Annotated in this window: 14 protein-coding genes; 3 read left to right on the top strand and 11 right to left on the bottom strand. The window is 44.0% G+C overall.

Going from position 1 to position 14,735, the window contains the following annotated elements; genetic code table 11:
* Window positions 1-385 precede the first annotated feature (385 nt).
* From F459_RS23055 to F459_RS23730, 3 genes are all read right to left on the bottom strand, one after another.
* The gene (locus tag F459_RS23055; protein WP_211214026.1) at window positions 386-1,144 is read right to left on the bottom strand and encodes a DMT family transporter; all 759 of its coding nucleotides are present in this window, start codon (window positions 1,142-1,144) and stop codon (window positions 386-388) included.
* A 9-nt stretch (window positions 1,145-1,153) separates the two neighbouring features.
* The gene (locus F459_RS24300; RefSeq protein WP_020614313.1) at window positions 1,154-1,291 is read right to left on the bottom strand and encodes a hypothetical protein; all 138 of its coding nucleotides are present in this window, start codon (window positions 1,289-1,291) and stop codon (window positions 1,154-1,156) included.
* Window positions 1,292-1,398: 107 nt separating this feature from the next.
* A complete protein-coding gene (locus F459_RS23730; protein WP_245540234.1) occupies window positions 1,399-1,608 on the bottom strand; it encodes an ATP-binding protein in 210 nt (69 codons plus the stop codon).
* A gap of 114 nt (window positions 1,609-1,722) precedes the next feature.
* Between F459_RS23730 and F459_RS0119115 the strand changes: the two genes are divergently transcribed.
* Window positions 1,723-2,142: a response regulator gene (locus F459_RS0119115; protein ID WP_020614312.1), complete on the top strand. Its 420-nt coding sequence runs from the start codon at window positions 1,723-1,725 to the stop codon at window positions 2,140-2,142.
* Window positions 2,143-2,184: 42 nt separating this feature from the next.
* Here F459_RS0119115 and F459_RS0119110 read toward each other — a convergent pair whose 3' ends face one another.
* On the bottom strand, window positions 2,185-3,789 hold the full coding sequence (locus F459_RS0119110) for a sensor histidine kinase (RefSeq protein ID WP_245540233.1): 1,605 nt from the start codon (window positions 3,787-3,789) through the stop codon (window positions 2,185-2,187).
* Window positions 3,790-3,939: 150 nt separating this feature from the next.
* Entirely contained in the window at window positions 3,940-4,755 is an 816-nt protein-coding gene (locus tag F459_RS0119105) for an aminoglycoside N(3)-acetyltransferase (RefSeq protein WP_020614310.1), read from the bottom strand.
* A gap of 176 nt (window positions 4,756-4,931) precedes the next feature.
* Between F459_RS0119105 and F459_RS0119100 the strand changes: the two genes are divergently transcribed.
* Together F459_RS0119100 and F459_RS0119095 are read left to right on the top strand one after the other, a co-directional pair.
* The gene (locus tag F459_RS0119100; RefSeq protein ID WP_026295117.1) at window positions 4,932-5,804 is read left to right on the top strand and encodes a bifunctional helix-turn-helix transcriptional regulator/GNAT family N-acetyltransferase; all 873 of its coding nucleotides are present in this window, start codon (window positions 4,932-4,934) and stop codon (window positions 5,802-5,804) included.
* Between the two features lie 70 nt (window positions 5,805-5,874).
* Window positions 5,875-6,714, top strand: a complete 840-nt coding sequence (locus F459_RS0119095) for a CPBP family intramembrane glutamic endopeptidase (protein ID WP_020614308.1) — start codon at window positions 5,875-5,877, stop codon at window positions 6,712-6,714.
* A gap of 151 nt (window positions 6,715-6,865) precedes the next feature.
* Here the strand turns inward: F459_RS0119095 and F459_RS0119090 are convergent, their stop codons facing one another.
* The 6 genes from F459_RS0119090 to F459_RS0119065 all read right to left on the bottom strand — a co-directional run bounded on the left by F459_RS0119090 (window position 6,866) and on the right by F459_RS0119065 (window position 14,731).
* Complete coding sequence (locus tag F459_RS0119090) at window positions 6,866-8,746, bottom strand: methyl-accepting chemotaxis protein (protein ID WP_020614307.1); 1,881 nt, start codon at window positions 8,744-8,746, stop codon at window positions 6,866-6,868.
* Between the two features lie 117 nt (window positions 8,747-8,863).
* A complete protein-coding gene (locus F459_RS0119085; RefSeq protein WP_020614306.1) occupies window positions 8,864-10,429 on the bottom strand; it encodes a beta-N-acetylhexosaminidase in 1,566 nt (521 codons plus the stop codon).
* Window positions 10,430-10,441: 12 nt separating this feature from the next.
* A complete protein-coding gene (locus tag F459_RS0119080) occupies window positions 10,442-11,272 on the bottom strand; it encodes a carbohydrate ABC transporter permease (protein WP_020614305.1) in 831 nt (276 codons plus the stop codon).
* A 12-nt stretch (window positions 11,273-11,284) separates the two neighbouring features.
* Window positions 11,285-12,172 carry a carbohydrate ABC transporter permease gene (locus F459_RS0119075; RefSeq protein WP_020614304.1) on the bottom strand — a complete coding sequence of 296 codons (888 nt, stop codon included), beginning with the start codon at window positions 12,170-12,172 and terminating at the stop codon, window positions 11,285-11,287.
* Window positions 12,173-12,232: 60 nt separating this feature from the next.
* Complete coding sequence (locus F459_RS0119070) at window positions 12,233-13,552, bottom strand: ABC transporter substrate-binding protein (protein ID WP_020614303.1); 1,320 nt, start codon at window positions 13,550-13,552, stop codon at window positions 12,233-12,235.
* Window positions 13,553-13,606: 54 nt separating this feature from the next.
* On the bottom strand, window positions 13,607-14,731 hold the full coding sequence (locus tag F459_RS0119065; protein ID WP_245540232.1) for an ROK family transcriptional regulator: 1,125 nt from the start codon (window positions 14,729-14,731) through the stop codon (window positions 13,607-13,609).
* Window positions 14,732-14,735: the final 4 nt, after the last annotated feature.

Raw genomic sequence — 14,735 nt, 5'->3', positions numbered from 1 at the left:
AAGCGTATCTGAGTTGTAGTTTGCTGGAATGTTGATTTTATGTCCTGAAGGATATTCGATAGAGATCGAAAAGGGCTGAGATGGTTTTAAAACCTCCGGAAGCTTTACAAGGCTGTTTCTGTTTGCCTTTTCACATTCCCTGAATCTTTCTACCCAGATATCTTCTCTTTCCATGCTTTAATTCTCCTTGTGGAAATTGTGCAAGGAATATCGGGATTTTTGTAGGGCCTGTAGTTTTGACGCTTACATCCACTCTTCTACAGGCATTACAATCATTGAATCTGTGAAAGCAACATCTTACCCATAATAGGTTTTAGTCTTATTTTTTAAAACAAATGGGCTTGGCTTTAAAATCTGGACAGCCAGACAGGCCAGTATTTTCAACTCACAATCGAAAACGTCGTCGATTTGAAGCGATGATTCCTGTGAATACGATTAGCATGCCAATTACTTGCCGAGTGACGATACGTTCATTAAAAAAAGCTGCTCCCAAAACCATCGCCGTAATGGGAATAAGAAAAGTTACGAGGAGAAGATTGGTGGCGCCCACGCGAGATAGTAAAAGGAAATAGATCGTATATGCGATTGCGGTAGAAAATAGTCCGAGGCCAATTAATGATCCCAATACTGGTAGTGAAGTGGTAGCCTGTCTTAAAAACGAGTAATTTGTTAGCAGAGTGATCGGAAGAAGGATCGCCGTCGAAGATATGACTTGGCCAGTTGCAGTGACAAGAGGATCCAACCCTAATGTATGGAAGCGGCGTCCAAAAACACCAGCAACAGCATATGAACACGTCGCGGTAAGTACTGCAAGTTGCGGAGCTATATCGGCTATTGACAACACAGTAGGACCGATCACCAAGAATACGCCGATGAAACCGACTATCAAACCGATGGCTTTATGAATGGTGATTTTTTCATCAGGTGTAAACAGATGGGCGATCAGAATTGTAAAAAGCGGAGTCGTTGCATTCAGGATAGAAGCGAGACCGCTGGCAATTGAAGTTTGGCCCCAGACAATAAGGCTGAAGGGGATCACGTTGTTTACAAGTCCCATAAAAATCAATTGAGACCAGATACCTATAGATCGTGGGAGTTTCTTCTTCTTTACATGAACGAAGAATAGTAAGAAGACGGAACCGATACTGACACGCTACGTGACGATCACGAACGGAGGAAGTTCTGTGACAGCGATTCGATTAATGAAAAAAGAACCACCCCATAGGATAGAAAGGGAAATAAGAAGGAGCCAATCAATTGAGGTCATCAAAAAGCTGTTTTTCGATTTCATATGCTTTCTCCGAGATTTCCTTGTTGTTCCCAGAGTATAGTGAGGAACTATAGAAATTAACAACCGAAAAATTAACAAGCAATTATCTAATATCTTTACTTCATGTGTTAAGAGCTCCCGACAGGCAAATATACAGTAAATGTAGAGCCATATCCCGGACTACTTTCAAACGATATCTTCCCGTTATAAAGATCCACAACCTGTTTAACAATGGAGAGCCCAAGTCCGTTTTCCTGTGATGCATATGATGTATCAGCGCTATCACGAGCATACTTTACTGCATTGCCAATCAGGTTTATCCAAAGATGAGAGAGCATTTCCTCTTACAATCAACTACGATATGACCTCCCTTTTTATCTTTATTTCACTATATCTCTTTTATTTTCAATAGCTACTTCTTATACTTATGATAAGTAAAATGGCTGCAAATCATGGTGAGGATCATAGGTATACACGAGATGTCAAATGATACTGTTGATACTCAAATTCTATTGGTCGAAGATGAAGCTTTAATAGCCATGGCAGAATCCCATATGCTTGAGAAACAGGGGTTTCGAGTCAAAACCGTCTTAAATGGAACAGATGCCATTAGAGAAGGTCTCAAAAACGAGATCGATCTGATCCTGATGGATATTGATCTCGGCAGAAATAGGATGGACGGAACCGAAGCCTCAAAAAAGATCTTAGAACAACGCGATGTTCCCATTATATTCCTTACAAGTCACTCAGAGAAGGAGTATGTTTCCCGCGTCCGGGGTATCACGCGATATGGCTATATCCTAAAAAATAGTGGTATTTTCGTATTATTCCAAGCAATTGAGAAAGCCTTAGAATCGTTTAACCAAAAATGATCTCCGTTTCGATATTATAAAAGGTTTAAAGACGCTCTGTCTTCAGATCCTGAATTTAATCAAAAAAACGGCGCCATCTGCATTTCGTATTTCAAGAGAGCCGCCTAACTGTTTCACCAATAACTTCACTATTTTCAACCCCAGTTTTGCGTCAGTTTCTATGCTATATGATGATGGGATCCCAATACCGGAATCAGAAACAGATAATGCAACCTCTTGGGTTAATAGCTTTTTCAGTACGACGTGAATAGTACCGGATGCCCCATTAGGAAATGCATATTTGATTGCATTCGTGAGAAGTTCATGAACGATGAGGCAGCAGGCAATAGCATCCCTATTCTCCATCTTGATCTCATCTATGTCTATCAGTAATCGCTTTTCAGCCGGTCCTGAGGACATAGCATTGAATACTTGTAAAATAAGCGCCTGCAGAGATCCATGGATATTCGTTTCCTTGAGATGCTTCTTATTACTTAATTCTTCATGTACCAGCGCCAAAGTTTGAAGGCGGCCAACCACATTCTCAAGTTGCTGTTTCGTTGCTTCATCCTTCATTTCATTGATTTGCAATATAATCATGCTTGACAATATGGTTAGATTATTCTTGATTCGGTTATTCATTTCATTGTAGAGAATCTCTTTTTCTTTGAGAGCGTTTTCTATCTCTTCAGCCTTGATGCAAAGTTGCCGGTTGATTGCAAGATTACGTCGAAACTGAATAAGCATAATAATGAAGCCCAATATGAATAAAATGGATACAACCGTCACCGTTTCTACGTAGTACCTAATAAAAAAGGGCTCCGGCTTATTAAGGATAGTTGCGTTCCGGGGAATCGTACGGGGATTTATCCCGTAACGTTTCAGGAGTTTCCAGTTTATATAGGTTTGCGTCGTACCATACTTATTACCGAATTCCCCTGTCTTAAGATAGTTAACGGCAACCTTCATGCCCTCATATGCGATAGTCTGTGCATCTAACATCGTGCTCCCGGTGCTACCGCTATCCGCAAGTGTTCCCCAAAACGTATAAATGGGGATAGCACTTCTTTCGGCAAGTTTGGCGAGAACTTCCTGAGGAACAAATTTCTTGCCGGTACGGTCCCGAAGAATAAGTGTATAAAAGGCTATGCTGTTCGGTTTACAAGTGGATAAGTACTCTTGGATTTCAGGGAGCGTGAAGTTGCTTACTGTTTGGACATCAACATTGTATCCTTTTAGGGCCTCATGCAGAATTTTGATTGTCGAGTCCGTAGCCGGGTTTCCGCCGTCGATTATAATTGCTTTCTTGGCCTTTGGGTTTTGTGCAATGGCCAGCTTTGCGGTCCCTACTATGGCCGCCTCAATTTGCGGAGTGACGGAGAGTTGATAGTTCGCTGTCTTGTGAGGTACCGGGGAATAAATGACCTGCGGGATCGGTCCAAACAGTTCGGGATAGGCGTGAAGGAGATTTGCGGCTGGTCCGGATTCACTGATAATGATATCGATTTCAACAGAGTGATATTTTGTACGAAGGTATTCGGCCCATTGTTGATGAGACAATGAACTGCCAACTCTAGAGGTATCAAGATATTCGGTATAGTATTGAAGTTCCGGATATTGGGCTTGCGCATCATGAAGCCCTTCGTCGAACCCTTTTGTCCAAGGCAAATCACTATGGTAGGAATGGAGCACAAGGACATGAACAGGCACAGCAGCGACTACCGAAAGCGTGGAAAAGAATATGACAGTAAGTACGCCAATGTGCCACTTCATACCATAAGTATAGGAAAGTGTTTGAGGGAATTCCCTTCTTTGGGGCTATTTCCTGTTCAGCTCCATCCATCTGACCGAATAATCTACTAATTCTTTTTGTCGAATTAATCTTGAATTCGCCGACCCTATCAAGCCGACCTTGATGGAATTCTCCTTTTCATATGACTGGCCTATCGATTCAAAGTCATCGCAGTCAAATGCGATATCATGATAAGCTTTCCATACCCTCCTGCCTTTTTCGTTAACCGGAGCATATTCGAGAACCTCTTCTTTTCCGCTGTAGTCGGCTTTATACTCTGCCAGGTGAAAAGATGTGTTATTCATGTAACCAACGCCGAGCAAGAGGATATATCCATCCAACTCGTATAGCCTTCCTATGGGACTTTTCTCATTCATTTGGTAATCAAGATGATTATCCTGAATCAGGTATGTATTATTTTTTCCCCAGGCAGCAAAGGACGCATTCGGATGGGAACTTCTTATGACCCCTTTTTGTTTTCTGAACGTTTCGGGAATGATTCCCATACCTCGTGAAGGGGTAAGAGCCGGATCGAATGCAGGCATCTCAGCCCTGATTGTATCCCACCACGCCTCAGGGACAGCGGGGTTCCCCCAATTTTTCGGATCAGATAAGTCGCCTGAATGGGTAGGCATAAGCAGCGTTCCTGTTTTTCCCAAGACCCTTTCCAAGGCAATAATGACACTTACGGCGCCACCGCATACCCACCCTATCGAACTCAGAGAGGAATGAACAAGAACGGTCATGCCGCTCTGTACCCCAAGTTTTCTCAAATCAGATATCAGGCTCGTAATTGTATGGGGGCCTTTTGCTGTCGTGTCTATGGTGTCTTTTTCAGACAAATCATCCTCCAATTACAAATGAAGCAGATGTTCTACTTTGCATTTTGCATCTTCGTTTATGTTATCACAAACAAAAATCAGTGGTAAGTGCATTGGAATAAAGAACGAAGGTCCTGTAAGCCGGGTAAAAAAGAGGAGTATTGACATGTGATAAATTGCTGACTATAGTCAGATATATGAATGATATTTCTATTGTTAGGAAGTTCAACAGAACTGTTACACAAAGGATTGGTGTACTTGATGCTCAGTTTCTGGGAAGGCACAGGTCCCTCGGTGCTTCCCGTCTACTGTATGAAATTGGCATATCGGGTGCGGAAGTTAGAGACGTGCGTAGCCGCCTCGGCCTCGATTCCGGCTATATGAGTCGCCTACTGCGTACGTTAGAGGCTGAAGGTTTGATAATAATGCGATCTTCTCTGAATGATGCACGGGTACGGACCGTATCGCTAACGAAAGATGGCGAACGCGAATTGAAGGTGCTCGATGTACTTTCGGACGAAGTTGCAGGTTCTATATTGGAACCCTTGTCGGAAAAACAGCGTCGCAGGCTGATTGAAGGGATGGAGATTGTTGAGAAAATGCTGACTGCTGGATTGATTGTCATGGAAGTGGTGCCGCCGGAAAGCCGTGACGCACGTTCATGTATCGAAAGCTATTTTGCTGAACTTAACGATCGTTTTGAAGATGGTTTTGCCCCTGGCGATAGCATCTCGGCAAGTGATAGTGAGCTAACGCCTCCAAACGGATATTTTGTTGTTGCGCGAATTCACGACGAAGCCATAGGGTGTGGTGCGCTCAAATGCTATCCCGACCATGGTGAAATTAAACGCATGTGGGTGTCAAAGACATGTAGAGGTCTTGGAGCAGGCCGAAAGATACTCAGCTACTTGGAACACATAGCCCGCGAGAAGCATATACCGTTGTTGCGGCTGGAGACGAACAAGGCGTTGACGGAAGCACAGGCAATGTACAGAAGTAGCGGTTATGAGGAGGTTGTAGCATTTAATAACGAGCGCTATGCTCATTACTGGTTTCAGAAGCATATTTGAATGTAAACCCTATAGAGGAAGAGGTTTCGGGCGGGTATAATAGCATGCAGTAATTTCAAAAGGAAGCGGCATGCAAAAAAGAAGCACCATTTTGACCCTGCTGACAATACTGGTCGGGATTATCATCCTTGTTCTTGCACAGCTGATAGCGGGCTTTGCATATACAATTCCGCTACCTGACTGGGCAACCTCATTGCTGTTTACGCTTATCTACATAACACTTGCATGGCTGTCCGTACGAATATACAGTGCGAAAATTCTGAAGGTGTCATTAGCGGAATGTTATATCAGAAAACCACATCATTATCTGCGTTGGCTTATCTGTGCTTTTCTGCTTCCTTTCCTGGTCACCTTGGCTTTGCTCTGTATAAAGGGTGATTTTATAGTAAATACAATGTCGATGACTCAGAAATATACCATCCTGTTGAGTTCCATCTTTACGGTTGGTTTTGGAGCCGGAATCGGTGAAGAGATGATATTCAGGGGTCTGATCATGAGTACGGTCGAGCGAAAATGGGGGAAGAAAGCCGCAATTCTTATCCCGTCTGTACTCTTCGGGGTCCTGCATGTTTTTAATGGAAAACTGGGATGTATGGATTTTCTGTTTTTGATAATATCGGGCTCGCTTGTCGGAATTATGTTTTCATTAATCGTTTACGATAGCGGCTCCATTTTCGCAAGTGCAACGGTTCACGGCATATGGAACATCATCATAATCGGGCATATTCTGGATATTGATACTGCTTATAATTCTCAAGCCATAATTTCATACAGGCTGCAGTCGCATTCAATGCTGTTGACGGGAGGAAAATTCGGAGTCGAATCCTCCCTATTTGCAACAGCAGGATACATCATAGTCATCACAATAACGTTGTTGAACTCAGGATTACTTCATCGGCGCGATACGTAAAGCATCGTAACGATTTTCATATTATATTTTTGCAAATAGTATCCCTGTAACTATTAAGGCCAAAGCTGCAATTTTCGTCTTGGTTACCGATCGCTTTTGTAGGTGGAATAGTCCCAACTGATATAAGGCCGGTTAGAATCATTTTCTGCCGCTATACATTGCTTGGTGTTTCTTCGGCGGTTTTGAACTGAGAAACCGAATCCGAAAGTACGCCGATTTCTTTGGAATTCTGCTCCCCCTCTTCCAAGATCTCTTCTGCCTGTGATCGAATGGAATTCAAGAATTGTTCCATATTGGTGATGGTATTTCGCAGATTAATCGATAATTCGGCAAGATCGGAAGCAGAATGGGAGACATTCAGGATCTTTTCATGGGCCTCGGTAGAGGAGGTTTGGACCTTATCCGAACTGTCGATGAGGGCCGTGAGGGCTTGATCAACCTGTTGCCCCATGGTCTGTAGCGTGTGTGTTATCGCGGTAATCGATTCCATCCCGCTGAGAACTTGTTCCGAATGTTCGATGATATCGATAAAGGTACCGTTTGCGTGCTTGGTTGATTCTTTACTGGATACAATGGCGCTTGCAATATCATTAAGGCGGGAAGCCACACTTTCCGCACTGTCGCTTGATCCTTTTGCAAGGGTTCTGATTTCATTGGCGACGACGGCAAAGCCCTTTCCAACCTCTCCTGCATGGGCCGCTTCGATTGAGGCGTTGATGGCCAAAATATTGGTCCGTTCGGCAATGGTATCAATCATAGAAACTGCTTCATTAATAGCTACAGCCGCGGTGTCCGCAAGCTCAAGACTCTTTACTGCCTCACCGATGCTTTTTTCTCCGGATTTTGCCGCCTTATCAAGGGCCTGCGCCGTTATCGTATAGCGTCCTGCGCTTTGGGCAATAACCTCTATCTCGCTACTCATCCTCCGGACCGAGTCCGAAGCATCGCCTACATCCTTCGACTGCATCTGTGCAAGGTGATTCGTTCCCGCAATGAATTGTTCAAGATCATCACTGAGCTTTTGGTTTGCCTGCGCCTCTGCAGATAGCTGTTTTTCCGAGGCCGAGAGATTTTCCAGGGATATTTGGGCTTCCTTCAGCGAGTCATTGATCGTTGTAATGGAGCTGTTCATTCCGGTCCCTCTTCTCCTGGACCGGTCGACTGCTACCTGGACATTTCGGATTACCTTACTGAATTGGCTGAACAATTCGGAAAAACTTCTTTCAAGTACCGTAACTTCATCTGGAAACCGTCGAGCAGTTATCTCGGGGATCTCCCGAAAGTCGGTTCCTGCCGAACGTTGAGCAATGTCGCTGAGCCTTGTTATCGGTCCCACAACGTTACGTATTCGCCTGAAAATCAGAAGAAACATTACCAGGGGAGCCGCAAGAAGGAAAATTAAAAGAATGATGGTCATTTTTTTTGCGAAACTGGCATAATATGCGGTCAACTTTGTCACTGCAGAATCTATTTCGTCGATATAAGCCCCGGTCCCTACCCAAATTGTGGTTCCTGGGACCATAAGAGCTGTCCCCAGTTTTGGAAAAACCTCCTGAGGGTCGTGGTTAGGTTTCGACCAATAAAAATCCACAAACAGATCGCCGTCTCTCGCCGCTTTGTCCAAATCTCGGATGATATACTGCTTTTTATCAGGCGATTGGAGGTCCCAAAGCGATTTTCCTTCATTGGCAGGTGTCGAGCCGTGGATGATATTTTCCCCTGTTCCTGCCCGGTATGCATAAAAATAACCGTCCGTACCAAAGCGTAAAGGCCTCACGGCCGTTCTGGCCGCTTCCAGCTTCTCTTCATCGGATCGTTCTTGATCGGCGTAGATGGATTGAATAAGAGAAGCAGCAATTTCCGTTGCACTTTTTAACTCTTTCTTATATCCGTCAAGTAATTCTTGCCGGGCTGTTGTCAGAGCGAAATTTTCGTATTGATGAAGGCCCATCGTCATGAGAAAAAATAATATGATGTAAAGAAAAAAGGATAAACCGATGATAGGCAGAGAAAGCTTCAAGCGTAATTTCATGTTCGGGCTCCATATTCTCTGTATGGTCAAGTTGACGTAGTATATACAAGAAGGGGGATTTGTTGAAGTGGCGGAAAATAGCAATAGTTGCTATTTTCCGATACCACTCATGGTGTGTTACTTTTCTCGGTTTGGAGAAACCGCTTGCCGAAGCATAGAAATAATACGTATAGCTTTTTTTAGGAAGCGTATGAGCACGAACGGATCTCTCCGATACATGTTTCCGTCAATGGAAAACTCTGTTTGGAAGAAACCTTTGAGATGATCTACCCGTTTGATGAAATTGTGTAGGTTTTTCGCCTCTGCATCCGTCCAGCAGGATTCTGCCACTGCAAGGATTCTTGGAAAGAGCTGCTTGTCCCTACTCCTTCTATCAGATATGTGTTCGCTCCACAGGGGAGCCTCGATACCAAGAATGGCATGCTCCTGCGCCGCCTCTTTGCCGGCATGTAACTGGCCTGTATACGCATAGGTAGCTTTTAGCGGTACTACTGCTTGTGACAGATCTAGATAGGTAGAGAAATAGTCAGACATAATGAATTTTCTTCCCCGTTTGGATTCTGCCACCGCTTTTTCGTATGCATTATGATATGGGAACCAGAATTGACAAATAATATCACGGGAAAGCTTCTCATCGATGCCGTCGTTCCATGTTATGAGATTTTTCCCTTTTGCCGCTGCATATTCCTGGATCCTATTGGCGAACCATGTATGGAGTTCTCTGCTATTCGACAGGTGTTCTTCCTTTATACGCTTTTGGCACTTGGGGCACTCCTTCCAGCGTCTCGTCGGAATTTCATCACCGCCGATATGAATCCATGGACCTGGAAAAATCTCGCAGATATAATCGATGAGTCGCTTTGAAAAGCTTAATGCGTCATCGTTACCGAGGCACAGGAGTTCATAAAAAATGCCAGGCTCCGATGGAATGACATAGGGACCGCCACTACATCCCAACTCTGGATAAGCGGCAAGTAACGAAAGACAATGGCCGGGCAGGTCGACCTCAGGTATAACGGTAATTCCTCGTTCTTCGGCATAGGAGACGACGTAATGAAGTTCTTCGGTAGTGTAAAAACCAGGAGAAGGAGCAGAAAGTCCGCCGACCTGTGATAATAGCGGATAGTCGTTTATCTCTATTCGCCAGCCCTGATCGTCTGTGAGGTGCCAATGAAATTTGTTCATTTTGAGATACAACATCATGTCCAGAATCCGTTCGATTTCGCTTACGGAGCAAAAATGACGAGCCGAGTCGAGCATAAAGCCTCTCCAGCGGTATAAGGGTTCATCGTACACTTTTACTGCAGGAAGCTCCGGTACTGCGGAATGAAACAGTTGTTTTATGGTTTGAACGGCGTATAAAGCACCTGTCGCGGTTTGTGCGGTAATATCGCAGATTCCGTTTGCGATTGTGATTTGGTATCCTTCCGGGTGAAACATACCACTGTCATGGCAGAAATTAATGATCCCAGCTTGTGTATGCTCAAAGATAGGAAGGGCTGTATGGCTTGATATGGTCAGCCTCAAATCGTAACGGCGTTCGAGAAAGCGAAGCAGATCTTCCGCTGCGAATTCAAATCCCGGCTCTATCTGAATAAGTGAATCTGAGGAAAGCGCGAAGCGTGTCTTTTCGTCAGCTATGTTTCCGTTGACTTGTGGTATGAGTGATAGGCTATGTTTCATGATGATAATGTACTACTCCTTGGAAACACCTGCGGAAAATCCTTTCGCAAGCTGCTCATGAAAAAAGAGATAGAAGACAATCATGGGGGCGGTTCCCACTACCAGGGCTGCAAACTGTAGGCCGTAATCTCTTGACATCCCTCCGGCAAAGCTATTAATGCCGACTGGCAGAGAGCGGATGGCCACCCTGCTGGTTAAAGTCAGAACCAATATGAATTCGTTCCAATTACTCAGGAATGTAAAAATGGTCATTGTCGCTATGATCGGAGTAGCGACAGGAATAATGATTTTCATGAAAATTGCAAGATAGGATGCCCCGTCGATGAGCGCGGCCTCTTCTAAAGAATCGGGGATACCTTTTATATAGCTGGTTGATAGAAAGATTTGAAACGGAAGCGCAAAGGCAATATAAGGAATGATTACGCCCAGACGTGTATTATCGATTCCAATCCTGGTCTCAAGGATAAATAGCGGCACAATGACAGAGTGGACAGTTACCAGGAGTCCTGTGAGATATATGCCGTACAGTACATGCGAAGAACGAAAATGGAATTTTGAAAAAGCATAACCGGAGGACATGGCGAAAAAAACGGTTATGATTGTGGGAACTGTCGCATAGATTATACTGTTTAAAAAATAAATTCCCAATTTTCCCAGTCGCCATGACCGTATATAGTTTTCAACATAGAATCCGGAGGGAAAAGCAAGAGGGCTTCGAACGATCGCCGCATGGGGTTTGAAAGAACTGTACAGAAGCCACAAAAGAGGACCGATGGTTAGTATCGAAAAGAGAATCATCACAAAATAGGAAAAAATTTTCCAAAGATTTTTCGACTGCAACATCACTTCATTTCCTCACGAGTATTTTCTGTCAAGGCGTCGGGAGAGTATCTGTAAAAGAAAAATCAGCCCGACACTCAGCAATACGATGATGATCGAGACTGCACTACCGAAACCGTACTTGTAGTATTTAAAGGTGTTTGTATACATATAAATTGCAATTACTTCGGTAAAATGGGCAGGGCCGCCTCCCGTCATGGCATAGATGAGGTCGAAAGATTTTAGGCTGCCTGTTATTGCAAATATTGTAGTGGTCATAATGACACCTTGCATGAAAGGAAAAATAATATGAAGAAGAATTTGGCTTTCACTTGCACCATCAATTTCGGCCGCTTCCAGGATTGAGGGGGAAATTTTTTGGAGGTTTGCAAGATACATTACCATATACATGCCGGTGTACATCCAAAGAATAACAAAGAGGATGGGAATGATCGCAAGGCTCTGGTTCTCAAAAATTGAGACAACATAACGGGGATTATTGCTGATTTTTCGTATAATACTCGTATAGAGACCGGACGTCGAAAAAATCTGATTCCACAAAATAGCTATAACAACAGGAGAAATAGTAATAGGAAGGAAAATCATCGTCTCAAAGAATTTTTCCCGCTGTACTATTTTTCGATAAAGAATATAGGCAAGGACAAATCCAAGAGGGATTTGTCCTAAGACAGATATTGCAACGATTAAGAGATTATTCCGTAAACCGTGAAAGAAAATTCTATCGTGGATGATTTCAATATAATTTTTTAACCCGACCCACTGAAGGCTACCGGAGCCACTCCAGTTACTGAGACTGATAATAAGCGAAAAAAGGATTGGAAAGAGAATAACGGATAAAAAAAGAATGAGCGGTGGTCCGGCCAGGATCCAATAGCTTATGATTTTTGTTTTTTTCTGGTTCATTATAATCGTTCCTGGATAAAACACAGGCCGGGAAGAATCCCCCGACCTGCATGTATTGCGTTAGTTGGATCTGTCGTTTTCGTTTACCCATTCCTCAAGTTTGCTTGCAACATCCTTTGGTGTGGTCAATCCAAACATCATTTCCTGAAGATCATTATTAAATATACCGATTCCCTCGGCACCTACGACGGAATCAAGAACATATCCCATAGGAATTGAACCGACATAGTTGATGAGTTTTTTTATCATGGGGTCGACATCATCAGGAGCCTTCAGGTTATAGGCTGGAAGTCTTCCAAATCTCTGTCTGATGGCGGAACCCTCGGGTCCGGAATAAAACCAAATCCACTTCCATGCCGCCTCGGCCTTTTCGCCGCTTAAGTCCGAGTTCATACCGAATCCGGTGCCAGCGACTCCAGATGCCGAACCGCTTTCCCCTTTCTGATTCGGAATATCGGGGAAAGACTCCAGAGACATGTATTCTTTCTGTTCATCGGAAAGTTCCCCGACCATATTATTGACCATCCATCCGCCGTCGATGAAGTAAACGGCTCGCTCATTCACAAAATCGTCTAACCCTTGCATGTAGGCAAGCTGGTTTATGCCGGGCGAAAACATCTCTTTTTCATGTAAGAAATTAATAATCTCCAAAGCGCGAACAAAAACATCATCATCGAACCCGGCTCCGTCGCCTTTTACAGCCTTGTCGAACCATTCCATTCCGCCTGTCCGTTCCGCAAGCATACTTGCAAGACAGGACTGCATAGGCCAGGCATCCTTATTTGCCATTGAAATGGGAATCAGCCCTGCCTGCCTGATAGTTTCTCCCTGGGCAATCAGTTCATCCAAAGTTTTTGGAAAGGTGAGTCCCAATTCTTTCAACAGCTTATTGTTTGTATACATGATTGAAGTAACGCTGATGTCCTCGGGAATCTCCCACATTTCCCCGTTGGGTCCTTGCGATTTCAAGGCAATTGAGGCAAATTCACTTTCATGGCCGGAGAATCGGGGCCGAAGGTCCTGAACATGACCTTCTGAAGTGATATAGGCGGTTCGTTTTCCCGGATAGACAACCATCATATCCGGTAACTGACCTGAGGCTGCAAGGGTTTGTAGCTTTGTGTGATAGGCTTCACCATATCCGAATTCAAAATTTATTTTGATATTCGGATACTTTTTATTAAACGCCTCGACCAGTGCCTGGAAATTGGGGGCCGTGGTTTTATCGGTTTGATCAAGATAATGATAAGCCGACAAGGTAATTGTACCCGATTCTTGTGTAGTTGCCTCCTCTCCTTTTTTATTACACCCCACGAGAAGAGCTGTGCTAACACAAAAGCTGCATAGTACGAATAGTCGTACTATCTCTCTCTTTTTCATGACCTTCCTCCTTTTTATTTTTATCCCGTTCTTCTCTATCCGGGATAGAGATTGCTATTCCTCCATAAAGTAAAGCGGTTGTATCTTTGGTCGGCCAAAGGGATCATCCAGGGCTTCCAGATTCATAAACACCCTATCGAGGATAAGCCCGGCTGCGCCAAAGGCCACAGCCTGATGCCCTAAGGCCGAGAATTGGATTTCACAACGGGGAGATGCCGAGGTAAGAGTATTGGCCCGAAGCTCTTCATTCAGCATGGTGGAAATAAAAGATTTAAACTCTTCAATATCACCGCCAATAAAGAGGTTTCCAATATCAAGGGTGTTCACTAAGAAGGCTACGTTGCGGCAAAGCTCCCGAATATACTTTTGCAATGCGATTTTATCTTTCGTTAAAGGAATAACGTCCGAGCCTCTTTTCCAGCATATCTGGGCCGAGCTGTCGGGATCATCATTCAGCAGGCTTTTAAATTCACCAGCCGAGCTATAGGTTCCTCGGTATATCTTTCCGTTGAAACCAAAACCTAATCCGATTGTTGGCTGTGGCAGATCACCTTCAGAAGAGCAGTATTTCCAGAATTCGATGAGAAGAAATAAGAAATTTTTTAACTGGTGTTTTCTACGGAAGACCACTTCTCCCCAGGCCCCACAGTTTGCATCATTTTCAATGATGATGGGTATGTCACAGTGAGAGGCAACCTCCCCGTTGAAATCAAAAGGGGCATGAAAGTCCAGGGAAACGGAGTGTTCTATGATTTGCTTGCTTGCATCAATAATACCGGAAAATCCAAGACCGACCCCCAATAATGTTCTGTTAAGTCGTGTTTCTTCCTGTTTAAGGCCTTTTATGAGCGCAAGTATATCCGAACTAAAATTTTTTGCAGAGAATTTTTGTTTCACAGTACGAGAAAAAAGGACCCTTCCTTCTATGTCGATAGCAAGCAGGAGCACCGAATCACAACGGATTTCCATTCCTACGACATAAAGCCAGTCACTGTTAAGGAATAACTTTGTGGCTTTCCTTCCACCCTTAGGACCAGGATCTATTTCGGGACCTTCGCAGATGACCTTGTTTTTTAAAAGCTCGTCAATAATGATGCTTATGCTGGATTTCGTTAATCCCAAACGCTGAGCGAGAGCCGCACGACTCAGGCCACCGTGTATCCATAATGTACGAATCACACGA

Origin of the sequence: Sediminispirochaeta bajacaliforniensis DSM 16054, from assembly GCF_000378205.1 — a bacterium.
GTDB lineage: Bacteria > Spirochaetota > Spirochaetia > DSM-16054 > Sediminispirochaetaceae > Sediminispirochaeta > Sediminispirochaeta bajacaliforniensis.
The sequence above is the reverse complement of the archived record's forward strand: the minus strand, read 5'-3'. Positions and strand labels throughout refer to the sequence as shown.